General features: G+C 41.0%; 24 protein-coding genes. 13 read left to right on the plus strand and 11 right to left on the minus strand.

The window, feature by feature from the left end:
- Nucleotides 1-565: 565 nt before the first annotated feature.
- On the plus strand, nucleotides 566-1,201 hold the full coding sequence (locus CWC17_RS15790; RefSeq protein ID WP_138613949.1) for a trimeric intracellular cation channel family protein: 636 nt from the start codon (nucleotides 566-568) through the stop codon (nucleotides 1,199-1,201).
- On the opposite strand, the gene CWC17_RS15795 is transcribed toward CWC17_RS15790, so the two are convergent.
- Entirely contained in the window at nucleotides 1,198-1,578 is a 381-nt protein-coding gene (locus tag CWC17_RS15795) for a GNAT family N-acetyltransferase (RefSeq protein WP_171042101.1), read from the minus strand. The two genes, CWC17_RS15790 and CWC17_RS15795, sit on opposite strands and share 4 nt — an antisense overlap.
- Before the next feature lie 358 nt (nucleotides 1,579-1,936).
- Here CWC17_RS15795 and CWC17_RS15800 point away from each other — a divergent pair, with 358 nt between their 5' ends.
- The 9 genes from CWC17_RS15800 to CWC17_RS15845 all read left to right on the plus strand — a co-directional run bounded on the left by CWC17_RS15800 (nucleotide 1,937) and on the right by CWC17_RS15845 (nucleotide 9,619).
- On the plus strand, nucleotides 1,937-2,776 hold the full coding sequence (locus CWC17_RS15800) for a DUF417 family protein (protein WP_138613951.1): 840 nt from the start codon (nucleotides 1,937-1,939) through the stop codon (nucleotides 2,774-2,776).
- A 15-nt stretch (nucleotides 2,777-2,791) separates the two neighbouring features.
- Nucleotides 2,792-3,043: a Rho-binding antiterminator gene (locus CWC17_RS15805; protein WP_138613953.1), complete on the plus strand. Its 252-nt coding sequence runs from the start codon at nucleotides 2,792-2,794 to the stop codon at nucleotides 3,041-3,043.
- 435 nt (nucleotides 3,044-3,478) lie between these two features.
- Nucleotides 3,479-3,862, plus strand: coding sequence for a GNAT family N-acetyltransferase (locus CWC17_RS19595; RefSeq protein WP_283956923.1), 384 nt, complete (start codon nucleotides 3,479-3,481; stop codon nucleotides 3,860-3,862).
- A gap of 97 nt (nucleotides 3,863-3,959) precedes the next feature.
- The gene (locus CWC17_RS15820; RefSeq protein ID WP_138613955.1) at nucleotides 3,960-4,589 is read left to right on the plus strand and encodes a hypothetical protein; all 630 of its coding nucleotides are present in this window, start codon (nucleotides 3,960-3,962) and stop codon (nucleotides 4,587-4,589) included.
- 143 nt (nucleotides 4,590-4,732) lie between these two features.
- On the plus strand, nucleotides 4,733-5,197 hold the full coding sequence (locus CWC17_RS15825) for a hypothetical protein (protein ID WP_249935936.1): 465 nt from the start codon (nucleotides 4,733-4,735) through the stop codon (nucleotides 5,195-5,197).
- Nucleotides 5,198-5,242: 45 nt separating this feature from the next.
- Nucleotides 5,243-5,995, plus strand: a complete 753-nt coding sequence (locus tag CWC17_RS15830) for an SDR family oxidoreductase (RefSeq protein ID WP_138613957.1) — start codon at nucleotides 5,243-5,245, stop codon at nucleotides 5,993-5,995.
- Between the two features lie 413 nt (nucleotides 5,996-6,408).
- Nucleotides 6,409-7,947 (plus strand): OpgD/OpgG family glucan biosynthesis protein, encoded by a 1,539-nt coding sequence (locus CWC17_RS15835; RefSeq protein ID WP_138613959.1) that lies wholly within the window; start codon nucleotides 6,409-6,411, stop codon nucleotides 7,945-7,947.
- Between the two features lie 208 nt (nucleotides 7,948-8,155).
- Nucleotides 8,156-8,524, plus strand: a complete 369-nt coding sequence (locus CWC17_RS15840) for a hypothetical protein (protein WP_249935937.1) — start codon at nucleotides 8,156-8,158, stop codon at nucleotides 8,522-8,524.
- A 534-nt stretch (nucleotides 8,525-9,058) separates the two neighbouring features.
- The gene (locus tag CWC17_RS15845) at nucleotides 9,059-9,619 is read left to right on the plus strand and encodes a YrbL family protein (protein WP_055019904.1); all 561 of its coding nucleotides are present in this window, start codon (nucleotides 9,059-9,061) and stop codon (nucleotides 9,617-9,619) included.
- Between the two features lie 110 nt (nucleotides 9,620-9,729).
- Here the strand turns inward: CWC17_RS15845 and CWC17_RS15850 are convergent, their stop codons facing one another.
- The 7 genes from CWC17_RS15850 to CWC17_RS15880 all read right to left on the minus strand — a co-directional run bounded on the left by CWC17_RS15850 (nucleotide 9,730) and on the right by CWC17_RS15880 (nucleotide 17,337).
- Entirely contained in the window at nucleotides 9,730-11,016 is a 1,287-nt protein-coding gene (locus CWC17_RS15850; protein ID WP_138613962.1) for an allantoate amidohydrolase, read from the minus strand.
- 13 nt (nucleotides 11,017-11,029) lie between these two features.
- Nucleotides 11,030-12,259, minus strand: coding sequence for a pyridoxal-phosphate-dependent aminotransferase family protein (locus CWC17_RS15855; protein WP_055019902.1), 1,230 nt, complete (start codon nucleotides 12,257-12,259; stop codon nucleotides 11,030-11,032).
- 2 nt (nucleotides 12,260-12,261) lie between these two features.
- A complete protein-coding gene (locus tag CWC17_RS15860; RefSeq protein ID WP_138613964.1) occupies nucleotides 12,262-13,086 on the minus strand; it encodes a sulfite exporter TauE/SafE family protein in 825 nt (274 codons plus the stop codon).
- Nucleotides 13,083-14,657, minus strand: a complete 1,575-nt coding sequence (locus tag CWC17_RS15865) for a gamma-glutamyltransferase family protein (protein WP_138613966.1) — start codon at nucleotides 14,655-14,657, stop codon at nucleotides 13,083-13,085. The genes CWC17_RS15860 and CWC17_RS15865 overlap by 4 nt, the downstream gene beginning before the upstream one ends.
- Complete coding sequence (locus CWC17_RS15870; protein WP_138613968.1) at nucleotides 14,654-15,862, minus strand: amidase family protein; 1,209 nt, start codon at nucleotides 15,860-15,862, stop codon at nucleotides 14,654-14,656. Before CWC17_RS15870 ends, CWC17_RS15865 begins: the two co-directional genes overlap by 4 nt.
- A 335-nt stretch (nucleotides 15,863-16,197) precedes the next feature.
- Nucleotides 16,198-16,680 carry a putative 4-hydroxy-4-methyl-2-oxoglutarate aldolase gene (locus CWC17_RS15875; RefSeq protein WP_138613970.1) on the minus strand — a complete coding sequence of 161 codons (483 nt, stop codon included), beginning with the start codon at nucleotides 16,678-16,680 and terminating at the stop codon, nucleotides 16,198-16,200.
- Nucleotides 16,681-16,683: 3 nt separating this feature from the next.
- Complete coding sequence (locus tag CWC17_RS15880) at nucleotides 16,684-17,337, minus strand: TetR/AcrR family transcriptional regulator (RefSeq protein ID WP_024032802.1); 654 nt, start codon at nucleotides 17,335-17,337, stop codon at nucleotides 16,684-16,686.
- Between the two features lie 175 nt (nucleotides 17,338-17,512).
- Between CWC17_RS15880 and yddG the strand changes: the two genes are divergently transcribed.
- Nucleotides 17,513-18,433 carry an aromatic amino acid DMT transporter YddG gene (yddG, locus tag CWC17_RS15885; RefSeq protein ID WP_138613972.1) on the plus strand — a complete coding sequence of 307 codons (921 nt, stop codon included), beginning with the start codon at nucleotides 17,513-17,515 and terminating at the stop codon, nucleotides 18,431-18,433.
- A gap of 20 nt (nucleotides 18,434-18,453) precedes the next feature.
- Here yddG and CWC17_RS15890 read toward each other — a convergent pair whose 3' ends face one another.
- From CWC17_RS15890 to CWC17_RS15900, 3 genes are all read right to left on the minus strand, one after another.
- Nucleotides 18,454-19,320, minus strand: a complete 867-nt coding sequence (locus CWC17_RS15890) for an alpha/beta hydrolase family protein (protein ID WP_138613974.1) — start codon at nucleotides 19,318-19,320, stop codon at nucleotides 18,454-18,456.
- Nucleotides 19,321-19,711: 391 nt separating this feature from the next.
- A complete protein-coding gene (locus tag CWC17_RS15895) occupies nucleotides 19,712-20,173 on the minus strand; it encodes an ankyrin repeat domain-containing protein (RefSeq protein ID WP_502704919.1) in 462 nt (153 codons plus the stop codon).
- Between the two features lie 100 nt (nucleotides 20,174-20,273).
- On the minus strand, nucleotides 20,274-21,812 hold the full coding sequence (locus CWC17_RS15900; protein WP_138613978.1) for a catalase: 1,539 nt from the start codon (nucleotides 21,810-21,812) through the stop codon (nucleotides 20,274-20,276).
- Between the two features lie 373 nt (nucleotides 21,813-22,185).
- On the opposite strand from CWC17_RS15900, the gene CWC17_RS15905 reads away from it, so the two are divergent.
- On the plus strand, nucleotides 22,186-22,857 hold the full coding sequence (locus CWC17_RS15905) for an HAD family hydrolase (RefSeq protein WP_055014516.1): 672 nt from the start codon (nucleotides 22,186-22,188) through the stop codon (nucleotides 22,855-22,857).
- A gap of 382 nt (nucleotides 22,858-23,239) precedes the next feature.
- Entirely contained in the window at nucleotides 23,240-24,961 is a 1,722-nt protein-coding gene (locus tag CWC17_RS15910) for a purine-cytosine permease family protein (RefSeq protein ID WP_138613980.1), read from the plus strand.
- Nucleotides 24,962-24,967: the final 6 nt, after the last annotated feature.

The raw sequence follows: 24,967 nt of genomic DNA on the forward strand, positions 1-24,967 counted from the left end.
TTAGCATAATTAGGCTGAAATAACGTGGTTATTTCACCATTACTTAAAATATAGTCTAGGGCGTGTTGATCTTTGCCGATTAAATTTGTTCAAACTAGGGGCAATTTAATCGCGGCGCGAGGTTTGTAACCTAGTGGACTAAGTAAAAACCGAGCAACAAAGAGTAAATTGTCCCTAGGCAGAACCCGAAGGGCAGCGCCTGTTTGGCATTGATGCTGCGTTATCGCCTACTTATGGGGAATAACCACACCACATAGGCTCTGCCTTGCCTAAATACCAAACAGGCAGCTGCAAATTTAACCATGAAAGGTCAACAGACCCTAGTGCTGGTGGGCACTAAAAAAGGCGACTAAGCTAAAAATAAAAAATGTGTAAAAACTACTCACTTTTAAAATATTTACCTTTTTAAATATTGCATAACACAATACCCAATCTTAAATTTAACAAAGTAACCATTAACCCGTTGTTTTAGTTGTACTTTTACCCCTTCACTTTTTAGCTTTTACTAATTGCACCTGGCATATAAATTGATACACCAAAGTATAAAATTTAAAAGGGAATGCACATGACTGCTGAATACTTTATGGTGCTGGGATTACTCGGTGTGGCATTTTTTGCTGTAGCAGGCGCATTATTGGGCTACGAAAAAAACATAAGTGGATTTGGTGTAGTTGTAGTTGCAACAGTTACTGCTTTAGGTGGTGGCACACTACGAGATATACTGTTAGATAAACCGATCTTTTGGGTAGCCACGCCCGAGTATTTATATTCAGCGTACGCCGCTATTATCGCCACCATATTATTTGTGCGTTATCTACCACATGTAAACAACTATTACTTTTTACTCGTAGATGCCATAGGGATGGCATTATTTAATATTATGGGTATAGAAAAAGCCTTAATAGGTGGCACAGGTATGGTTATCGCGATAACAATGGGGATCACTACAGGGATATTTGGCGGCCTAATACGCGATGTGATTTGCCGTGAAGTGCCTTCAGTTATGCGCAACGAACCCTATGCTTCAGCCTGTTTAGTCGGTGGTTTAGTTTATGCTGCGTTATTTACCCTAGAAGTCGATTACATTTGGTGTATTTTAGGCTCATTGTTTTCAACGGTATTTTTAAGGCTAGGCTCGCTTAAATGGGGCTGGCACCTAACCATTTTCAGAAAAAAAGATTTTAAAAATCAAAGTGATTAGGTTTTAAGGCAGCAGTTATTCATTGGCTGAGTTTGCATATGGTACTCATAGTTATCTTCCCCAGTGATCTCAAAGCCTAGTCGAGTATAAAGTGCTTTAGCAGGGTTGTTTTTAAGTACTGTTAGTTTGATAGGCTTTAACTTTGCAGTTTTAATTACTTGCTTAATAACGCCTCTGCCGTAGCCTTTATTTTGATGGTTGGGGTGTATTTGCAATTGCATTATTTCAATGTGGCTACCCCATATTTTGTACTTTAACGTACCTATGGTATTACCATTAAACTGTATAAGATGAGAGCAATCGTATTGTTCGTCAACCCTTTCATTATGCTGTTGCTCAGTTAAAAATAAGCCGGCCAGCTCAAGGTGCTCTACCATAGTAAGTTTTCTAAGATTTAATTAATAACCTGAGCCTTGGCTAATAAATTTATCTCAAGCAGCTATTTTTAGCGCTAACTGCGTTGAATTTACTTGCAATAGGCTAGCTATTGACGCGCAAATTCGCCTTGTTTTCACTTAAAATTTCTAGCTAGAGAAAACAGACCCAGTATCATTACTAGCCAACTATATCTAAATCTCTTAACCAAAGCTCAGGTTAAACCGCTTTTCACGTGTGGTTTTTGTATACGTAAAAACCAAAATGTCCTTCCTTGTATTTAAAAAATTTAACTTTAGTTGAATCACTTTTTGTAAAAATTAGGTCTTTATTAGCCATTACAGATTTAATGGGCACACAATGAACATAACACACACAAATAACGCACTCATCTTTTTACTTACACTCAGCTTTGCATTACTTGGTGTATCGTTTGCTTTAGGTGCAAACCCAAACACACTCACAGCGACATTTAGCTTTTATAAACTTGATACCTTACTTAGCGTAAACACGTTAGGTTTACTCACTGGCAGCGCTATGATTGCGTTGGCAGTCACCACCTTAGCTGCGCGTTTAAAATTAATAAAGCCTGTTCCTGCAGTTATACTCGCATTAGTTGTTAGCATAGTGCCTTTACTTACCTTATTTGCCAGTAACCGCTGGATGGCACAGTTAGGCGGCTTTCCAATTATTGGCAGTGGGCAAGGCATAATTAAATACTTTGCTGTTATCCCTTTGTATTTATTTTTGTTTTATAAAAATAGGCTCACAGACAAACAACACGTACTTTTAAACTTTATACCGGTTGCTATGGTTTTATTGTGGATTGGCGGCATGAAATTTTATGAGTTTGAAGCCAAAGCCATTGTAGGCCTAGTAGAAACCTCACCGTTTATGTCGTGGTTATACACGGTATTTAGCGTACAAGGCGCATCAAATATCATTGGTGGGTTTGATGTATTATTTGCAGTACTACTTGGTGTGGGCATTTTACTCAACAATAAAAAGCTTATTATTGTTAGTGGCTTAGCGTGTTTAAGTGTATTTTTAATGACCCAAACATTTTTAATTACCGCAAACGGCGCATTTAGCTCAAGCACGTTATTAGAGCGTTTAGGGCAATTTGTAATTAAAGATTTATGGTATGTAGGCAACTTAGTTGTTATTGCCACTTTAATGCTATCTAAACCAGCTAAATAGTATAAAGAGAACTTTATGATCAGTTGCAACCATTATGATTACATCGAAATTGCCTGTATGCACAGGCTGAATATTGAGCTTGTATTAAAAAATGGTGTTAGTGTATGTGGCGTAGCAACTGACACAAAACGCAATGCTAATAGAGACGAATGCATAGTTGTTAACGTAAATGGCGAGCTAAAGCTTATTGTGCTCACTACAATCAGCGTTCTTAAAGCGCGTGAGAGCAATCCATACTTTGACCATGTGGACTTTGATGTTAAGTAAATACCCTACCTATTCGTTTTATCATAAATACCTCAGCGAGCCTGTATCATTAATATGTTAAGGCTCGCTTATCTGGCCAACGCTTTAACTCATACGTGCTAAATGCCCAAAACCAAAATTTACACTTAGAATAAATTGTTCACATAAACAGCTATTGTGACTTTGTCCAATAACATTATTAAAAGTCGTTTTGGTGCAATATAACAAAGGCTTTTCATTACATGCCTAATTGCTTGTTTACATTGCAGTTATTTAGTGGAATTATTGAGCGATGTAATATACGCCGTTTTGGGGTGTTCAATAAGGTGTTAGCTGTATAAATATAAGTATGTGTAAATGAAACTTTTAGAAGCAAAAATTGAAGATGCGCCTATTATTCTTAAAATTTAAAAGGAAGCGTATATTTCAGAAGCTAAATTACATAATGATTTTAATATACCCCCGTTAACCCAGAGCTTAGCTGAACTTGAGTCTGAATTTAATAATAAATGTATTTTAAAAATTGTTTTGAACGATCAGATTATTGCAAGTGGACAAGTTAAATTAAATGGTTCAACTTCCTGTATAGGACGTATGGCTGTAAAAAGTGACTTTAAAGGTAAGGGTATTGGCTCCAAGCTACTTAGTGCATTAGAGCAGTTTTATCCTGAAGCACACCAGGTAGAATTGTTTACTGGTATTAATAGTAAAGCCAACCTTGCCATGTATGAACGCCGTGGGTACAGGCGTATTAAGGAAGAGGTTTTGGGCAAAACCACAGTTGTATTCTTAGGTAAGTCGTTAAATACAGCTAACAAGACCTTAAAATCGGATTTGTAACAGTTGGCTCGGCTCCGCTTCGCTACACATTTTAGCCAACAATTACTCACCGCTTAAGGCGGCGTTAGGCATTAACTATTTCTAATTTGGACTCGTTTTGAAAAAATCAGATCAGGTTGCACCATACTTTTTATATGATTTAGATAAAATTCGTGTCTTCATTGAGTTATCCGCGCGTCACTGGAAAGAAGAGTCTATCAAATATAATGAGTCTGATTTAGAGACTAATGAGGCAACATGTTGGGATAGGTACAAATACCGCAATGATCTTAGTGCCCATTTTGACTTTATATTTCCTCAATACCAGAAACAGTCTTATTTGGTAATGTTAGTATCTCTTTTTGAAGATTACTTGAATCAGTTCTGCCATAGCTTGTACTTGGAAAACGGCCTTTGTTGTAAGTTGAAAGATTATGATGGAGGAGGAATTGAACGCGCTAAAAAATATTTAACAAAAGTTGCGCTTGTAAAAGTACCTACTGGAACTAAGTTTTGGCAACGAATCATTGAAGCTCGAGATTTGAGAAATATAGTTGCCCATAATGCAGGACATCTAGATGAAGAACTCCACAAAAAACATTTCCAAATTGTAGCTAATAATGAACATCTAGAATCTGAAAAATTTGCAAGGGTTCACCTCAATGTAAAACAGAGTTACCTGTTTGAAATTGTTGATGCCATGGAAAACTTTGCAAAAGAAATCAGTATAAATTTAAAAAATGCTTAATAAGCGCATAAAATCTGACGTCAAACATTGTCCGATTTTATGCTTAAAAGAAAATGACGCAAAAAAGCGTCCTACATGCTCCGCAGCTTATGCGGGCGTTAGCATTCAAATCTGCAGCCTAATTATATTACTAAGGGATTATCGTGAAATACTCTAGGATTGTACTCTTTTCAGTGGGCTTGTATTTATTACTAGTTGCTTTATCAACAATAGTAACGTTGATTGTTGGCTTTGATGAGATGACTCAAAGCACATCAACCATTTATACTCAATACGTCCTCGGTTTTGTAGCCTCTTTAATCGTTTATTTATATCTAGGATATAGGCAAACAGTGAGTCCGTATAAACAAGCCTTTTTAGTTGCGGCTGTTTATTGGTTTATTAACTTAAGTGTCGGTGCCTTACTATCTATTTTGATAGAAATATCAATGGAGCCTTTAATATATTTGATTCCAGCTTTGCTGCATGTCATTGCTGTTTTATTAGGGACGCTACTTGGTGTTCAATTACGTAGTAAAAAATTTAGCGTAATAAAAAATGAAAAGCAGAACCTAAACAGCTGGTTTGTCTCCTGTATAGCTAATTTATGCCAACTACTTACTGTTTAGCAAAGCATTTTATATTCCTCCATCATCATTATTTAAGGATGACTTATGAATAACACAAAAGTGGTTTTAATAACGGGCGGAGGTCGAGGTATTGGTGCTGCTACGTCTAAATTATTTGCATCAAAAGGGTATGCGGTTTGTATCAATTACAAGTCTAATCTAGCTTCGGCTGAAGCTGTCGCAAGGGATATTAGGGCTACAGGTAATCGTTGTATTACAGTCCAAGCAGATGTTTCGGTTGAGAATGATGTGCTAAGACTGTTTAAAAAGATTGATGAAGAGCTAGGCCCTTTGTCAGTGCTTGTTAATAACGCTGGTATTTTACGTAAGCAGTCGCGTTTGGAGAATTTTACAGCTGAAAGAATTAATACTATTTTAGCAAACAACGTGACTAGTTACTTCTTGTGCTGTCGAGAGGCCATAAAGCGTATGTCTACACGTCATGGCGGAAACGGAGGGGTTATTGTAAATGTTTCATCGGGGGCGTCTCGTTCAGGTTCACCGAATGAATATATTGATTATGCTGCCTCAAAAGGGGCTATAGATACACTCACCAAAGGATTATCACTAGAAGTTGCCAGTGAAGGCATTAGAGTTAATTGTGTGCGTCCTGGGCTAATTAATACGCAAATGCACGCTGATGGTGGTGAACCAGAAAGAGTAGAAAGGTTAAAAGAGCTTATACCTCTTAAGCGTGGAGGTGAACCTGAGGAGGTGGCCGAAGCTATTTATTGGCTTTCATCGGCAAAGTCATCGTTTTCAACAGGAAATTTTTTAGACTTATGTGGTGGCCTTTAATACATAGCAAACCAATGTAATGGCAATTCCCCACGTTTAACACTTTTAAGTGGGTGTTAAAATTTAATAGGGGGTTGAACATGCTACTCGACTTCTCAGTTCTTGTTCACAAGCCTGCATTAATCAGGTATTTATACTAAGCGTAGTAGCGACGCATTGTTCAGTATTTCGATTTTAAAGCGCTCACTGGCTTTAACTAAGTAAAAGCTGGATTAGCCGCATTTATTAAACACAACTATCCAAACATAACTATTCAAATACAACTTCCCCAAACGCAGCTAAGCTTCGCCAAATAACGTTATTTTAGTAAACGCGAGTTCATATTGCGGTGTGTAATATCTTTACACGCATTTTAAGTTAAGCGCTTGAACCGAGCACTTATTTTTAGACTCACTTTACTAGAGATACTTTTTATGAAGTTAAAGTTATTTATTGCCGCTATTATTTCTACCTCTATGTCGTTACACGCAGAGCCAGCTCAAGAAAGTGCTCATTTTACATTCGAAGACTTAAAAGCAATGGCAAAAGCCTCAGCTGAAAAAACCTATACGCCAACTGCAGTTCCTGCCCCTGAGCTTATTGATAAAATTACTTACGATGAACACTGGAAAATACGCTTTAAAGAAGATGAAACTTTATATCCAAATGGTAAAAAGGCACCTGTGCAACTATTTTACCCTGGCCGATACTTTCCTGAGCCAGTAAGTATTTATATCAGAGATGATAAAAACAATGTAAAAGAACTGCCTTTTAGTAATGCGCTTTTTGATATGCCTGACGACAGCCCTGCCCACGACCTGCCAGAAGGGTTTGGGTTTGCAGGCTTTAGAATTATGCGCCCTGATATAAAACCAGATTGGATATCGTTTTTGGGGGCGTCTTATTTTAGAACTGATGGCCCCCAGGGGCAATATGGGTTGTCGGCTCGCGGTATTGCAATTAATACCGGTATGAGTGAACCAGAAGAATTTCCGCGCTTTTCGGCATTTTGGTTAGGCCCTGCAGAAAATAAAGGTGAAAGCATGTCTGTGTGGGCATTGCTTGAGGGACCCTCTGTTACAGGTGCTTATCGGTTTGGGTTAAGTAAAGATAACAAAGAAGCCAAAGGCCATATTACCTCTGTGAGTGCTAATTTGTATATGCGCGCCGATGTAGAGCGTTTAGGCATAGCGCCATTAACGAGTATGTATTGGTACTCAGAAAAAGATAAAACAGAAGCTAAAGATTGGCGCCCGGAAATTCACGATAGCGATGGCTTAGCGATTCATACGGGGTCTGGGCAGTTCATTTGGCGACCTTTAAACAACCCTCAGTCGGTATCGACCAATAGCTTTATTGATGAAAATCCCAAAGGCTTTGGTTTAATTCAAAGGGATCGTGATTTTAATAACTACCAAGACGATGGCGTGTTTTACAATAAGCGCTCATCAGCATGGATAAAACCTCAGGGTGATTGGGGTAAAGGTGCTGTACAGCTAGTCGAAATTCCTACAAAAGATGAAACGTTTGACAATATTGTTGCCTATTGGGTACCTGAAAAAGAGGCGCGTAAAGGCGATGAGTTTTCCTTTTCTTATGATATTGAGTGGCGTCCACTTGATCCAAAATCAAAAAACCTAGCAAGTGTTGTTAATACTCGCCAAGGGCAGGGCGGAATTCCTGGCCAGCCTATTCCTGGGGGCGTAAACAAGATGGTGATTGATTTTGAAGGCCCAGTATTAAAAGGCCTAGATAGAGAAAGCGGTATAAAGCCTATAGTTGAAGCCAGCAACGGCGAAATACTAGAGCCAATTGGCGCTTACCCAATAGTGGGTACCAACCAATGGCGATTAGCGTTTGACTATAAACAAAGCAATAACGACCCCGTAAGCATACGCGCGTATTTGGTTGATAAAAACGAAGAGCCGATAACCGAAACCTGGGTAAGTGATGCAAAAGTAACGATTGAGTAACTATAAAAATTAAGGCGGGTGGCCCTAAAGTTAGTTTTATGTAGCCACCCGAACAACTGCAAAACAAATGTTTTTAGCGAAGGAGGGTTAAGCAATTCTCTTATTTCAATATACATCTAATACTTAGTTGTAAATTTAATAGGCTTGGCTAACTACTTGGTGAATTGGCTATTTTAAGTTGCTCCTACTTGTTTTTATGTTTGCTTGTGTGAATAATAAACATTCGCTCAGGAAAATAATAAAAGTAATTAAATTAGGGATGTATATGAAACTTTACCCATACTCAAAAATTAAAACAGAAAACCTTAAGGGCCTGCTTATCGCTTCTAGAATGCTAGGGTTTTTGAGTTATATACTGTTTTTTGTAGCTATTTGCATTGGTTTATTTGGTATTTTTTCTAACCTTGGCGCACCTAAAGACTTAGGAAATGGAATAGTTATGTCTGCACCAAATGCCGGTTTACCTGTGATAATAATGGCAATTTGGGGTGCAGTATCGTCAGTCTGTATTTTAGCTTTTAGTGGCTTATGTGCAGCGGTTGTTTCATGCGAATACAAATATACAAAGTCTGTTTAGCTATATACCGGAGTATTTAGATAGTAAAAAAAAAGGGCTTCTACTATCTAAATATTTATTTTTAAGACTAGGTCAACTACCACGAACAAGTCTCAATTTCTTGTATCTCCTCCTTACCTCAACAGCCTGAAATTCATTTAAGAAAACACAAAAGAAAGTCGAATTTAGCCTTTATTATGAGTGGATTGTAGCTAATTTACCTTGATTAACCCTAATTTATAGTTAAAATGGTCGGCTTGTTTAACGAACGTGCCTACTTTATTACTGACACCGTAATAGAAGCAGCACTAATAGATGTAAATACCAAGCGTGCATTTTTAAGGCGTGTTATTTACCTCGTTTAATACTAATCCACAATAATACTTGATCATTTTACGGGGCTAAACGTCTTGCTACCTGTTTTAAAAAACCTCATTTAGAGCGGTTAAATAGCGAGCTTTTTGTCCAACTATCAACACGGGTTTCCCTTCTTAAAATAGATTACTTAATTAAGCGAGTTAGTATTTTTAAATTTACGCTAGGACGAAAATTGGTTTGATCTCATTAAACGATGACTTAATGGTAGGTAAAGGGGCGCATAGAACGTGTTACAGGCACCCTGAGGCACATAATTTATGTATTAAAGTAAGCCATGATGGGTTTTCGCAAGAACAAGACCAAGAGCTGGCTTATTATAAGCGACTTAGTAACCGAAATATTCAGTGGCAGTTATTAGCGCGATACCATGGTACGGTGCAAACCAATATTGGCACAGGGTACGTGTTTGATTTAGTGATTGATGCAAATAATCAGCCGGCTAAAACCCTTGAGCATTATTTAAATCAGCCAAATAGTGAAGCATTAGTCGAGCCGCTATTAAAATTAAAAGACTATTTAATACATAATTTAGTGATCACCAAAGAAATAAAACCACGCAATATAGCGTGTGTTAATAATAACGGCACCATTGAGCAGTGTGTAGTGGTGGATGATATTGGTAATACTGAGTTTTTTCCTATTAGTAATTATGTGAGCTCATCGGCTAAGCGTAAAATAAATAGAAAATGGCAACGTTTTGAAGCGAGTTTAAATGAGCTTGGCTTAAGCCTTAATTAAGTTTAAAACACCGACTTTAAATGCTATATTAATTAATAATCACAGCCAAGTTTAATACGCAGGGCTAAGCTAACAGACATAACTTTACCCTGCGGATGCATAAGCGTTTGTTACTTTTCTAACTCTTTTACATACAGCATAAGGGCGCTGTACATTACGCTAAGTGCCTTTGTTACATCCTCATCAATAACAGCTTCTGCGGGGTGATGGCTTATTCCGCCAGGGCTACGTATAAACAGCATACCAACAGGGCAAATAGGGGCTATGGCCATGGCATCGTGCCCAGCGCCAGAGGCAAGTGACGGTGAGGCTTGGTTATTTAATTCACAGGCACTGCTAAACAATTGTTGAATTTGAGTGTCGCACGCTACGGCGTCTGCCGCGTGTGTCCATTGCCAATCGAGCGTTAAATTACGGCTAGTTGCAATTTGCTCCGCGCGGGTATGTATTGCATTAAGTAAAACTGCAAGGTCGTTATCGTTTTGTGCGCGTGCATCAAGGCTTATAGTCGTTTTACCGGCAATGACATTTGTAGCGCCTGGGCGTGCTTGAATTTGCCCTACAGTGGCTACTTCACCATTACTGGCACTTTTTGCTAGTTGCTCTATGGCAAGGGTAAGCTCGGCGCAGCCTGCTAACGAATCTTGGCGTAAGTTCATTGGTGTAGTACCCGCGTGGCCGCTTTGGCCTGTTAGCGTGATCATAGCGCGCTTTGCCCCAGCAATGGCAGTAACAATGCCTAATGCCTGATTTACCGACTCAAGCACGGGGCCTTGCTCTATGTGGGTTTCCCAGTAACCGAGTAACTCGTTTTTATTAAGCGCTGCTTTTGCGTAATCATTTGGGTTTAGGCCAAAATCAAGCATGGCTTGGCGCATAGTAATGCCGTTTGTATCTTCTATATTTAACCACTGCGGGTCAAACTCGTTTGCCAGTGCTTTTGAGCCAATTAATGTGGTGGCAAAGCGGGTGCCTTCTTCATCACAAAAACCCACAACATCTAAATGAAACGGTAAATCAAGCTTAAGTGTATGCGCAAGGGCGGCTATTTCAATACCCAGTAATACCCCTAAAATACCATCAAATGCACCGGCGTTTGGTACTGTGTCGAGGTGTGAGCCAATAATTAAACGTTTAGCGTTTGGGTTAGATGACGCTAAGCGCCCCCATAAATTGCCGACTTGGTCTTGCCACGATTGCATGCCCGCCTCAGCCATCCACGCAGCAGTTACACGGTTACACTCTTTGTGCTCTTTAGATAAATACACACGGTGAATGCCACCTTGCATTTGCGATAGGCCACTGAGCGTTTTACAGCGCAATAACGCGCGCGCGGCAAATTTATTAGCCAGCTCACTGTTTAACAATGGCTCATGGAGGGGGCTTGCAATCGTCATGCTAAATCCTTTTTTATTTATAATGGGCAAGGGCGGCAATAGCGGCTTCGCCTTTAGGGCCTTTATAGCCGTTGGCGTGTAAGCAGGCATCTAGGCTTGCCAATGTTTGTAATACGGCATCTTTACGGGCGTTGTAACCCATGGTGCCAATACGCCAAATTTTGCCATGCAGCGGACCAAACGAGGTGCCAATTTCAATACCAAAGTCGGTTAGCATTTGAGCGCGTACGTGGTCAGCATTAATGCCCTCGGGTATGTAAACTCCCACTACGTTGTTCATTTTATGGTTTAAATCGCCAAATACGTTCAAGCCTAGCGCTTGAATACCCGTTAACATGGCATCGCCATGTAATTTATGGCGTGCAACGCAGTTGTCTACGCCTTCTTCAATAACAATGCGAGCGCATTCTGATGCGCAATACAGCATGCTGGTGGCTTCGGTGTGGTGGTTAAGGCGCTCCTCGCCCCAGTAATTCATGATCATGCCTAAATCAAAGTAGTTTGAGCGTACAAATGGCTCGGTGCCGTCGGTATGATCGGCCGTGCGTATACCCGCTTCTACTTTTTTACGTTTTTGGATCCAATCGGCGCATTTATCGCTCAGTGTTAATGGGGCAGAGCCAGACGGGCCACCTAAACATTTTTGCAAACCAACCGAAAGCGCGTCGAGTTTCCACTCATCGGCGGGTAAATCGTTACCTACAATCGAAGCGGTGGCATCGCAGTAAAATAATACGTCGTGCTTTTGGCAAATATCGCCAATGTGTTCGAGCGGTTGGTTCATAGTTGTAGAGGTATCGCCCTGTACCATAGCAAGTACATGGGGTTTTACATCAACAATGGCTTTTTCTATTTGTTCGGGGGTAAATACCTCGCCCCACGGAACTTCTATGGTGTGTACTTTTGCGCCTACGCGCTCGGCTATTTCAGCAAGCAGGTGGCCAAAGCGGCCCATAATGGGCACCAGTACTTTATCGCCTGGGCGTAAAATAGAGCATAAAACGGCTTCTATGCCTGCGCGTGATGTGCCATCCACTAACAGGGTCCATTCGTTTTTGGTTTTAAATATTTCGCGATAGCGAGCCATGGTTTCGTTCATAAAACCGGTCATTACTGGGTCGTATTGGCCAATTAGCTGCGCCGACATAGCACGAAGCACGCGTGGGTCTGCGTTTATTGGGCCTGGGCCCATGAGTAATCGCTGTGGCGGATTTAAAGTTTGAATTTGCGTGTCGCTAAACATGTTTAGGCTCCCAGAGTCTGAATAAGCATACGAATGCCCGTTATCATTAATACAACGGCAAAGGCGCGTTTTAATTGTTTTTGATCTAGCTTGCTACCAATTTTTACGCCAATAGGCGCAAACAAAATAGTAAGCGGAATAATAAGTATAAAAGCAGGTAGGTTTACAAGGCCCCACGTGCCAAGGGGGGCATCGGCGGGTGTAGTACCAATACTTAATAAAGTAATAACGCCCGGTAGCGCAATTAATAAGCCAAATACAGCAGCGGTGCCAACGGCAACATGGGCGCGTACGTTAAACGCGTTGAGCATGGGCACGCCAATAGTGCCACCACCTATACCAATCATTACCGATAAACCACCAACAATACTTGCCATAATGCCTTGGCCAAATTTACCTGGTAATTTACTAACTAGGGCAGGCGCGCCGGCTCTAAATAACATGTTTAAACTGACTAAAATGGCAATACAGGCAAACATAAGTACTAGCGCATTACCGCGTATTGAGTGCGCTAAGTAGCTACATACAACGGCCATTACTAAAATAAACGGGGCCCAGTATTTAATTAAAGCAAGGTTGATATTGCCTTTTGCATGGTGCGAGCGTATAGACGAAATAGACGTAGGCACTATGGTGGCAAGCGAGGTCGCTGTGGCTATCATCATGGCCGACTCAGGGCTTACGCCAAAGCCTTGCAATAAAAAATACAGCACAGGCACAATTACTATGCCGCCGCCTACACCAAATAGGCCTGCTAAAATACCTGCAAAAATGCCGGTTGCTATTAAGGCCGCTATAATGGGCCATTGATTTATTATTTCTGTCATTGTGTTCCTGCTGTAGTTACTGTTGCACGACCATCTGAACGAGGGTCGGTGGCTGCTTCAAGGCTGGTAGGTGTATCTAAAATGGCACCCGCGTGGCCCATCATTTCATTGTTATTATCAACGCTTACCCAGTCGTGGTCACGTTGATTTAATTCATGTTTAACTTGAATTACTAAGCTTTGCTCTACCTTTAAGTTTGTGCTTGTATCGCCCCAGGTGCGGCCTAATAACCAACGCGGATCGCTTACTGCTTGGGTAATTGATTTATTACGCCATGCGTAACCACTAAATACGGCAGCTTGTGTTTGTGGTTGGCCTTCGCCGCCCATGGTGCCGTAGGCAAGGCGCCTGCCATCATCAAATTTTGCTAAAGCAGGGTTAAGTGTATGAGCTGGCTTTTTATGTGCTTTTAAGGCATTGGCATCGTTGTTATTTAAACTAAAGCTCAAACCACGGTTATTCCACACAAAACCACCTTCGCTCATCAAAATGCCGCTACCAAATTCCCAGTAAACACTTTGAATAAAGCTCACGAGTTGGCCGTTTTTATCACGTGCTGCCATCCAAACGGTATCGCCAGGCTCTGCATTAAATGGCCATTGCTTGGCTTGGTTCATATCAATATTGCTGGCAAGCGCACTTAAGCGCTCATCGGTTAGTGCATTTTTATAATCATTGCCAAGCGCATCCGGGTCGGCCCAAAGTGTGGGACGGTGAGTAAAGCTTTGTTTGGTTGCCTCAACAATTAAGTGCATCCAATCGGCCTCTGTTTTGGCCAAGTGTTTTAGTTTATTAACGGCGCCAATTATTTGCAGAGAATGCACGCCTTGCGTGGGAGCAGGTAAGTTAAAACACTGTATGCCCGATAAATTAGCATTAAGTGGTGTCACTACATCTGCTTTTGTATTGGCTATGTCGACTGGGGTAATAACACTGCCTGCGGCTGCTAAATCGCTTGCAAATGAGTCGGCAAGTTCTCCTTCATAAAAAGCATTTAAGCCGTGCTCGGCCAAGTGCTCAAAGGTACTGGCGAGTTTTGGGTTTTTAAAATGTTGCCCTGCTTGTAGCGGTTTACCATTGGGTATGTAAAGCTCTTTAAATGCAGCGTTAGTGTTTGAAACGGCGGCAAGCTTTTCGCAGCCTGCTTGCAAGCTTTTTGACACTGTAAAGCCTTCGCGCGCAAGCTTAATAGCAGGCGCTAAAATAGTACTTAGTGGTAGGGCTGCGTGCTCATCTACCTCAAGGGCTTTTTGCCAGCCACGAAGCGTAGCCGCTTGAGTCAATGCGCTTAAACCGCCACGCTCTGGTATCTGTTGCTCATTGCTGTAGGCGCTTATATCATTTGGTGCGCGCCCGCAAGCATCTATAGCTGTGGGTGTGCTTTGGTTTAGGTTATCAATAAGCCAAAAGCTGTCGCCGCCAATTGAGTTCATATGCGGGTATACCACGCTAATAGCAGCGGCGGCTGCTACCATGGCCTCAACGGCTGTACCGCCTTGTTTTAGTATTAGGGTGCCTGCCTCGGTTGCCGCAAAATGCGGGGCAGTAAAGGCAATGTTGTGTGTGCTCATGCAAGTGTGTCCTGTTTAAAGTGTGCAGCTAATTGTTGTACGCAGGCAAGTAGGCTTTTATCGTTGCCATGGCTCATCATTAATGAAAACCCATACGGGTGGCCATTTTCTAAATTAGCCAATGGTAAGTGTACTTGCGCCGAGCGGCTCAAACCCGCTATGGCCGATAAGGTGATTATTTGCATGCGTAAGGCGCTTGTGTCGGCGCCCAATTTAGGTGCAGTTGTGGGTGTGGTTGGCAAAAATAAACAACTGTTTGTATTTAGGTTTTTAGCAATTAATGTTTGCCATTGGGTTTGTACATTTAGTGCTTCTTGTTCTTCTTGGGCGGTTAGGGCAAGCGCCATGTTAAAACGTGCCGCAATTGCCGGAGCAAACTGGGGAAGTTGCCCCGGCAATTGAAGCCAATCTTTATGCGTTTTTGCGATTGCTCGCCCTTGCAGTATTCTAAAGCTGTCAGCCAGTTCGCTTAATAAGTTGCTGTTAGGCAGTTTAAATTCTTTATGGTGTTTAAAATAAGGTTTGGTTTTTTCAAGCAATTGTTTAAGCGGGGCGTGTAATACAGGGTCAACCAGCTCAAATAATGGCTCGCAAATAACTAAAGTATCAACGTTATTAATAGCTTGATTTGGCAACAGTACATTGCCTATATCGCTTAGCAGCTCTGCATTTTGGGTAAGCCAGCCAATGGTATCAAAAGGGGGCGCGAGCGGTATTAGGCCATCTTTTTCAATTACGTTATGGCTTGGCCTTATGCCAAATAAGCCACAATAACTTGCGGGTATTCTAATAGAGCCGCCGGTATCGGTACCTAAGCCAATATCGGCTAGGTTAGCAGCTACGGCGGCCGCCGACCCCATACTTGAGCCGCCACTTGCATGGCCCTTAAGTTTTGGGTTTTGTGCTGCACCATAGTGAATGTTATTGCCCTCTAAGCTGTAAGCCAGCTCATCGGTATGGGTAAAGCCTGTAAAGCGAGAACCTTCATTCATTAGTTTGTTTACGGCACTTGCTGTTTGCTGTGCAGGTTTTGCTGCTTTAAACCAGCTTGGGTTACCTGCGCTGTTGCGCTCGCCTTTAACAGCAAATACATCTTTTACCGCAAGGCGCTTATTTACAAGTTTGCCGTGGGTGTGTGTTTGCCATGCGTTAGGGCCATGGTCACAAAAAATACCGGTAAAATTATTATGTGTTTTGGTACTCATATCACCACTCGTTATAAAGTAAATCTGACCAACTGGTTATAATCAGATTTAGGGTGATTAAAAAGACGAATTAGTTAGTATTATTTTTCAGCCCACTGCGTAACATTTTATTTTTATTTTACAGAGCCTGTTCCGCTTTTTAATCGGTTAGCTATTATATTGCCTAAAAGCTAAGCAAAAGCAATGCCAAACACAATAAAGTTGTCCATTCGGTCAGGTTTTTGTGGGTTTGTATGGTGTTTATAAAAATTTAAGTAATGAAGAGGGTATAATTTAGAGGTAAAAACACACCAAGTTGGTGCGCGATTGCACCAACTTGGTTGCTAATGTGGCGTTTATTGTAATGCGTTAGGGCTAATAATTAAGCCATTTACATCGGCATATAGCCAATCGTTGGGGTTAATTGAGGTACTCAGCATGGTTACAGTTTGGTTTTTATCGCCAAAGCCACGCTTTAATGTACTGCGCGAGGTTGAACCAAGTGCCATAACCGGTAAATCCATAGTGGCAAGTATTTCAATGTCGCGGCAACAGCCGTTAATAACAACGCCTTCCCAGCCATTTTTTAACGCGCGCTCAGCCATAATATCGCCTATAAAAGCAAAGCGTTTGCTAGCAAAGCCATCAATAACCAATACTTTACCCTCACCGTTTTCATGCAGTATATCGGCGGCAAACGAGTTATCGTCTGGGCATGTAACGGTAACTGCTTGACCACTAAAGGTGGTTTTTTTACCAAAGTGGCGCAGGCCGCTGTCGGCGACTTGTACGCTTTCGCGGTGATCGTCAAATAAGTCTGGGGTGGTAAAGTTATTCATGGGTTAGGCCTCACTGTGCTCAGGTATTTTTAAGCCAATACCTTTTAAAATTATGTGGGCAGTTGATTGCGTTATTTGTGCCACATCGGTTTCGTCGTATTCTAATTTGTTCATTACCAGTAGCACTTCGGCCTGAAAGTCGGCGTAGTACTGCGTAGTTGACCAAATGGTAAATAATAAATGGTAAGGGTCAACATTATCCATTTTGTTTGCATCTATCCAAGCCTGAAACACGTCTACCTTTTGTTTTACCCACGGGCGCGTGTTGGTTCTAAAGTAGTTTTGCAAATATGGAGCACCGCGCAGTATTTCACTGGCAAATAAACGTGATTGCAGCGGCTGGTTTACGGCAAGTATTACTTTACTTTTAATATAGTGATAAAGCACATGTGCAGGGTCGTCCTCAGGGGTTACGTTATCTAAGCCTAAGTTCCAGTGCGCAATTATGCGGTCTATTACGTTTTCGTATAGGCCGTCTTTGCTTTTAAAATAATATAAAATATTGGCCTTAGGAACGCCTGCTTCTTTGGCAACCATGCTCATACTGGTGCCATCGTAACCAAGCTGAGAAAATAATTGCTCGGCGGCATCGAGTATTAATGTTTGGTTTTTTACTCGGGTGAGTTCTTTTTTATTTGGCTTTGTTTGTGTGCTCATTATGGCAATGCTGTTTTTAACGTGTTGAATGATTGTAACTTTACTGACCAAAAGGTCAAACACTTAAGTGCAGGCTAAAAACACCTTTATAACAATAAATGATGAGAAACAATTGTTTAAACCATTAATTACTGTTAGCGTAACGTCAAACATAAGTAGTACTTTTAGGTAGTTAATGGACTTTTTTTCTAATCACAAATACACGCTTTATGGCATTGCCGCTATTTTATTATGGAGCTGTTTAGTGGCTCTGCTCAGGGATGTTTCGGAGTTATTTGGCCCTATAGGTGGGGCGGCACTTATGTACAGTGTAAGCGCGCTGTTTTTAATTTTGGTAATGGGGCGGCCTAAATTTGCTGGGTTTAATAAGCGTTATATTATTTGGGGTACTGCTTTATTTGCACTTTACGAGGTGTGTTTAGCGCTGTTTGTGGGGCTTGCTAATAATCGCCACCAAGCAGTAGAAATGGCGGTTATCAATTATTTATGGCCCACGCTTACCATTTTGCTCAGTATTATCGTTAACCGTAGTAAAGTAAGTGTATGGATTTACCCCGGTATGCTGCTCGCCTTTTTTGGCGTGGCTTGGTGCGTGGGTGGCGATAGTGGGTTATCACTTAATAGTATTATGGGCAATTTTGCCAGTAACCCAACGGCCTACTTGCTGGCGTTTGTAGCGCCTTTTATTTGGTCTGTTTACTGTGTGATTACTCAAAAAAATAGCAATGGGAAAAATGCCATTGTGCTATTTTTTATCGCCACAGCACTGAGCTTATGGGTATTGTATGGATTAAGTGACGAGCCAAAAATGACCTTTACACTACACGCTACCATAACGCTTATTTTAGCTGGCGTGGTTGTTGGCAGCGGTTATGCACTTTGGAACCAAGCAATTATTGGCGGTAACTTAATGCTGCTTGGTACGCTTTCGTATTTTACGCCGGTTTTTTCGGCGATTATTTCGGCGCTTTATTTATCAATTACCCTTAGTGCCTCATTTTGGCAAGGGGTAATAATGGTCACTGCTGGCTCACTCGTTTGCTATTTTGTAACACGTGAAAAACCAGCTAAAAAGCCACTAAACACCGTAAATTAACGGCGTAAACGCACCCTTTTTTAACTGTGCTTGTTTAGCCAGTTAAGTGCCAGTGGCCATAGTCCGTCTGACTTTTTACTAAAAAATTTCATATGGCCAATTTCTTTTAAGCCATAGTCTTTAGGGTTTAAGGTTAATTTACTCGCTTTTAATTTTGGGAATACCGAGAGCATATCGGCGACATTCGCATTATTTGCAATGTCGTCGTCGGTGGCATTAACCCACATTGACGGCATAGCTAAGGTGTTGTAACAGTGTTGAAATACGGTATCGCCAAATGCTGATTGCACATACCCTTGTGCGTTACACCATTTTCGCCATTGTTTAGCTATGCCTTTAGGTAGTGGCTCGCCCATGCCAAACCATTGTGATTTAGTATGGCCAAATAGTGCATTACTAAGGGGGATAACCCCATTCATAAAAAAGTGCGCTTTAACCTGATACGCCAAGCGCATATTAGTTAATTTACCTGACGAGCAGGCAAAGTTAAACGCAGAGCTTAGCTCGTTGGCGTTATGCATTAGCCCCACTAATTGCCCGCCGGCGCTGTGACCCACTAAATGATACTGCGTATTAGGAAATACCCTTTGCAAATGCTCAAGCACCGCAGGCATGTCTTGCTCGCCCCAGGTTTGTAAACTGGCTTTGCTTTTTTTAATACTACGGTTAAGCGATTGGCCAATGCCACTGTTATCAAACGTAATAACGCCAAAGCCATGTTGCTGTAAGTAAGTAGCAAAGTTTGCATAAAACTGCTGCTTTATACCGGTTGCAGGGGCAATCATCACCGCACCTTTAATAGGGCTGGCGGGTGTGAATACACGGGCGCTTAGAGTTTGCCTGTTATTACAGGTTATAGTGGTGTGCTCAAAGTGTGGTGAGGTCATTAGAATTATTATTTCCCATATAAAGTACACAGGTTAAAAACAATAACTGGTAAGACCAGCTTAAACAAGAGGGGAAGGCGTTGTTTATACCTACTCCATTAAGTATGTGTTCTTAATTTTACGCCGACAAAAAATTCAGCTTTAGGCTTATATTGTTGTAAATGGTTGTTCCCTTATCGAAATTACAACAAAGAAATGAGTTGTTTTAGCGAGTAAAATAGGTCAGCTATTTATTGGAACTGGTATAAACCACGCCCCAAATGAAGTGGGGCGAGAGGAAGGTTTAAATAACTACTGGGTACTACTTATTTTGCTAAAGCCTTGTTATTGGCAGTTAATGTAGCCTTATTGCCATTAACAATAACGGGCTAATGGGTATATTAAAAGTTGGTTAATTAGATTTACTGTTTACCTGAGCGAGTAAGTCGAGCACTTTTTGTTGGCCAAATTTTTGTGCAAATTGCTCGGCTGTTTGGCCTGCTTTGTTTTGATGTGCGTTGTCGCAATCAAGGCCTACAAGTGTTTTAGCGATACTAAATTCGCCTCTAAAAATGGCGGCCATTAGTGCTGTGTTACCGCGGTTATCTTCAAGGCAGGCATTAGCACCTAGTTGCAATAAGGTGTTTACCGTATTTTTATTGCCGTGGTAGGTGGCAATCATTAGCGCGGTGTAACCTTTGTTGTTGTAACTATTAATAGGAATGCCAGCATCAACAAATTGCCTTATTACGGCGGTGTCGTCGGTGCGTGCGGCTGCAAAGTAATAAGCAAGTAAGCTGTCGTATTGCGACTGGGCGGTGCTTTGTTCATTTACAGGGCTTTGTGGCTCATTGGCAAAGCCTGAAAAGCTCATCACTAAAGTAAATATAATAAGTAATTTACGCATACTGTTTACCTTTTTAAAAAAGAGGAAAGCTAGGCTTTCCTCAATAACTTACAGGTTGGGTAAAATATTAAAGCTTAGCGGCTAGTTGCTTAACTTGTTTCATGTCGCCGTTTACAGCGTTAGTTAAGCGTGTACCGTATTCGCTATCTGCTTTGTAGAAGTGGCTAAGCATTTTGTGCATAACTTTGCTGTTTTTCACTTTGCCTAAATCACCGGCTAAGTTGTTAACTAAGTTAGTGCGCTCTTGCTTGCTAAAGCTGCGGTAAAGTACACCCGCTTGAGCAAAGTTTTGCTGCTTTTTAATTGCAGCTTGTTGTACGTAGCCTTTTAGCTCTGTGTTACTTCTGCGTGCAATTGGGTTTTCTGCAACGTTTTCGTGACTTGGTTGGTAATTCACGTTACTTGTTGTATTACCGTAGTTCATTGCGCCGTCTTGGTTGTAGTTAACCACTTCAACTTTTGCACGGTTAATTGGCAATTGTTGGTGGTTAGCACCTAAGCGGTACATTTGCGTATCGGCATAAGAGAAAACACGCCCTTGTAATAGTCTGTCTTCAGATGGCTCAATACCCGGAATAACATTTGCCGGTGCCATTGCAACTTGTTCTGTAGATTGGAAAAAGTTAGTTGGCATACGGTTTAGGGTCATGGTGCCTACTTTAGTTTCTTTCACGTCTAACCACATTTTTGTTGCATCTAATGGGTTGTAGTCAAAGTCATCTAACTGCGACGGATCAAGTGTTTTAATGTATAGATCCCACTTAGGGAAGTTGCCTTTACCAATCTCAGTGTATAGGTCGCGTGTTAAGTGCTGGAAGTCTTGGCTTTGCACTTCAGCGACTTCTTTTGAGTCTAGGTTATCAATACCTTGCTGGCTTACCCAATGAAACTTAACGTATTTAACATCGCCAGACTTATTAATCATTTTGTAAGCATGTACGCCCCAGCCGTCCATTTTACGAAGGCTTGCTGGTGTACCGTAGTCGCTGTATACCCACGTTAACATGTGAGTAGAACCTGGCTCGTATGAGAAAAAGTCAAAAAAGCGGTTAGGATCTTGAATGTTATCAACCGGTGACGGCTTTAACGAGTGAACCATGTCTGGAAATTTAATCGCATCGCGAATAAAGAATACCGGTAAGTTGTTACCTACTAAATCCCAGTTACCTTGGTCGGTGTAAAACTTAGTCGCAAAACCACGTGGGTCACGCAGTGTTTCTGGGCTACCTTTTGAGTGAATTACTGATGAAAAGCGTACAAATACGTCTGTTTCTTTACCCGCTTCTGCAAACGGTGCAGCAATTGTTAAGTCATCTAACTCTTTAGACGCCACAAACACACCGTGAGCACCTGTACCACGCGCATGCACTACACGCTCAGGAATGCGCTCACGAGCAAAGCGTTGTAGCTTTTGAATTAGGTGTACGTCTTCAAGTAATACACTTCCGCGCTCACCAGCGGTAATAGAGTTTTGGTTGTCGCCAACAGCCGCGCCGTTGTCTTTAGTTAGGGTAGTAGCTGCACTTGCAGGTAATGCCATTGCTAGCGCTAATGCACTTAGCGTTAATGTAGATTTATTATTAATCGTGTTTTTTTGAGTATTCATTGTCGACCTCATCTGTATAAAAGTGCCGGCAGTGTTGCAGGCTGTTTAACTGTGGATGAGTGTATTTACAAAAGTTAATTCGGTAAAATTGATTGTTTAGATTGGGGTAATCACAAATTTAGATTGTTATTTGTGAGCTGCCTTCTATTTTCTAAATAGCGTTTTCGTAATGTTCGACCTTAGTCGTAATTGCAATTTTGAAATCAATGAAAATACAGACAATTTCATATTTAATGAATAAATATTCACCATCGTGGTGCGTTTTTCACTAACAAGATGTTGACTTATTATAACAATAAAGAGAATATGCTCACTTGCTGGGCTTATGCTCAAGTTAAGGTTGTACCAAACTAGGTGCATAAAAAGGGGCAATATGAATACTAAAATAGAATTAGTTATTTTTGATTGTGATGGCGTTGTTATAGATAGCGAAATATTGAGCGCGCAAGTGTTAATAAACATGCTTGCAGAGATTGGCGTTAATATTGACCGAGCCTATGTACAACAATATTTTTTAGGCTGTAACTTTAAAACAGTTACCCAAAACTTATTCGATACCTTTAACGTGACCTTAGCTGAGAGCTTTGAAGCCGATTACCGAGAAGCATTATTAAACGAGTTCGAAACTGCATTAATGCCAACTAACGGTATTAAACACGTGCTAGAGCAATTATCTGTACCTTGTTGTATTGCAACAAGCAGTAGCCCTAAACGCACTGCTAAAGCGCTTAATGTGGTTAATTTATCGCAGTACTTTAATAAGGTATTTACCTCAAGTGAGGTAAAAAATGGTAAGCCCGCACCTGATTTATTTTTACATGCTGCAGAGCAAATGGGTGTTAACCCAAGCAAATGTTTAGTGATTGAGGATTCAAAAGCCGGTGTGTGCGCTGCACTTGCCGCCAATATGCAGGTTTTGCATTACAGCGGAGGTGGGCATATGCAAGATGCAGTGAACTTTGTTCACCAAGCTTACCCAGAGGTCGCACATTTAACGCATTGGGATGACTTTTATAAGCAGTACCCGGCATTACAAACACAGTAATAGAATATTAACATTGAGCTTTATAACACTGACAAAGCTTAACGTAAAATGCATTAATTATTAGATAGTTATAGTAGTAGCATTATAAAAAGGCACGGCGATTTACTCATTATTAATTTAAATAAAAAAACACTTATTTAAATTAATAATTAACCTGAACTTTGGTTAAGAGATTTACTAACATATTAAATCAAAAGTGATATCTATGTTTATTTTCTCTAGCCAGAGATTTACAGTGAAAACAAGGCGAAATTACGCGTCAATAGCTAGCCTATTGCAAGTAAATTCAACGTAGTTAGCGCTGAAAATAGCTGCTTGAGATAGATTTATTATCCAGAGTTCAGGTTAGTTAGGGCTGTGCTTAAAACAATAGGAAAATACCATGGCATCAAGTCCACACACACAAACATTTAACGATGTTAACGAAGAGCAATTGCCCGTTGCTAATCATAAGCTTCATGGTTGGAAGCACTTTGCCGGTTTATACGCTGGTGAACACGTTGCTGCAACCGAGTTTGTTATTGGTGCAACCTTTGTTGCATTAGGCGCATCGACCATCGACATTTTATTAGGTTTATTAATTGGTAACCTATTAGCTATGTGCTCGTGGTGGTTAATTACTTCTCCAATTGCGGTAGAAACACGCTTAAGTTTATACAACTACCTAAATAAAATTGCGGGTAACTCAATGACCAAGCTCTATAACTGGGCAAACGTGGTCATATTTAGTGTGATATCCGCCGCGATGATCACGGTATCGGCAACCGCCGTTCGGTTTTTGTTTGATATACCCGCACAACTCGATTGGTATCCTAACAGCTTAGCATTTGTGGCCATTGTATTATCGGTTGGCTCCATTGTTGTATTTGTCGCTATGTATGGTTTTTCAACTGTTGCTGATTTTTCTAAAATTTGCGCGCCGTGGTTGTTTGTTATTTTTATAGCGGGCTCGTTTGCATTGTTTCCTGAGCTTTCTAATCATGTATTAGGGGTAACCACGCTAACAGGTTTTGACGACTTTATGGCAATAGGGGATTCATCAATCTGGACTGGTACCACCGCTGATGGCGAAAAAGGTATTGGCTTATTAGAGGTTATAGGTTTTGCATGGGCTGCAAACTCTATTACCCACTTTGGCTTAATTGATATGGCTATTTTTAGATTTGCCAAACGTAAAAGCTACGGTTTGTTTTCTGGCGTAGGTATGTTTTTTGGCCATTACTTAGCGTGGATCTCGGCCGGTATTATGGGCGCAGGTGTTGCGGTATTACTTAAAACCACTATTTCATCGCTTGACCCAGGTGACGTTGCTTACCACGCATTAGGCTGGACGGGTTTTGTAATTGTAATTATTGCAGGCTGGACAACAGCTAACGCCAACCTATACCGCGCAGGCCTTGCAGCACAGTCTATTTTTGTTGACCAATCACGTGAGCGTACAACCGCCATTGTGGGTGTTGTAACCGTTATTATTGCGTGTTTCCCGTTTGTATTTTCGCAAATGTTACCACTACTTACCTACGCAGGTTTATTAGTAGTGCCTGTGGGCGGTATTGTATTTGCTGAGCATGTTTTATTTCCTAAAATTGGTTTAACCCGTTACTGGGCTAAATATAAAAACATTACCCGTAGCGTACCGGCTATTGCCTCTTGGGCGCTGGCACTTGTGTTTGGCTTTGGGTTAAATGCAATTGATGTAATGTCATTTTACTACCTATTTATTCCTACTTGGATATTCACCATTGTGGTTTACACCCTACTGGCTAAAAAGTACGGCGCAGGTGAAGACTACAGCAAAGAAATTGCAGCAGAAGAGCAAGAGCAAAAAGACATAAAAGAGTACCAAGCAGGACTGGCTAAAGATGTTCAAGCGCCAGTTGTTGATAACTCATTGCTAACCAAAGTGTTAAATGGTGTGTCTACTGTTTCGTTACTTATTATTTTTGGCTTTGCCAGCCAAGTCATGTTTTTTAGTGACAGCATGAGCATTTACGCAGGAAATAAAACGCAGTTTGAAATTGCCTGTTTTATTTGCACCATTATTTATTTTGCAACCGCTTACTGGTCGCTATTGCGCCATAAAGCACTCAACACTGCATCTTAATTTAAA

The organism is Pseudoalteromonas sp. S3785 (assembly GCF_005887365.1).
Lineage (GTDB): Bacteria > Pseudomonadota > Gammaproteobacteria > Enterobacterales > Alteromonadaceae > Pseudoalteromonas.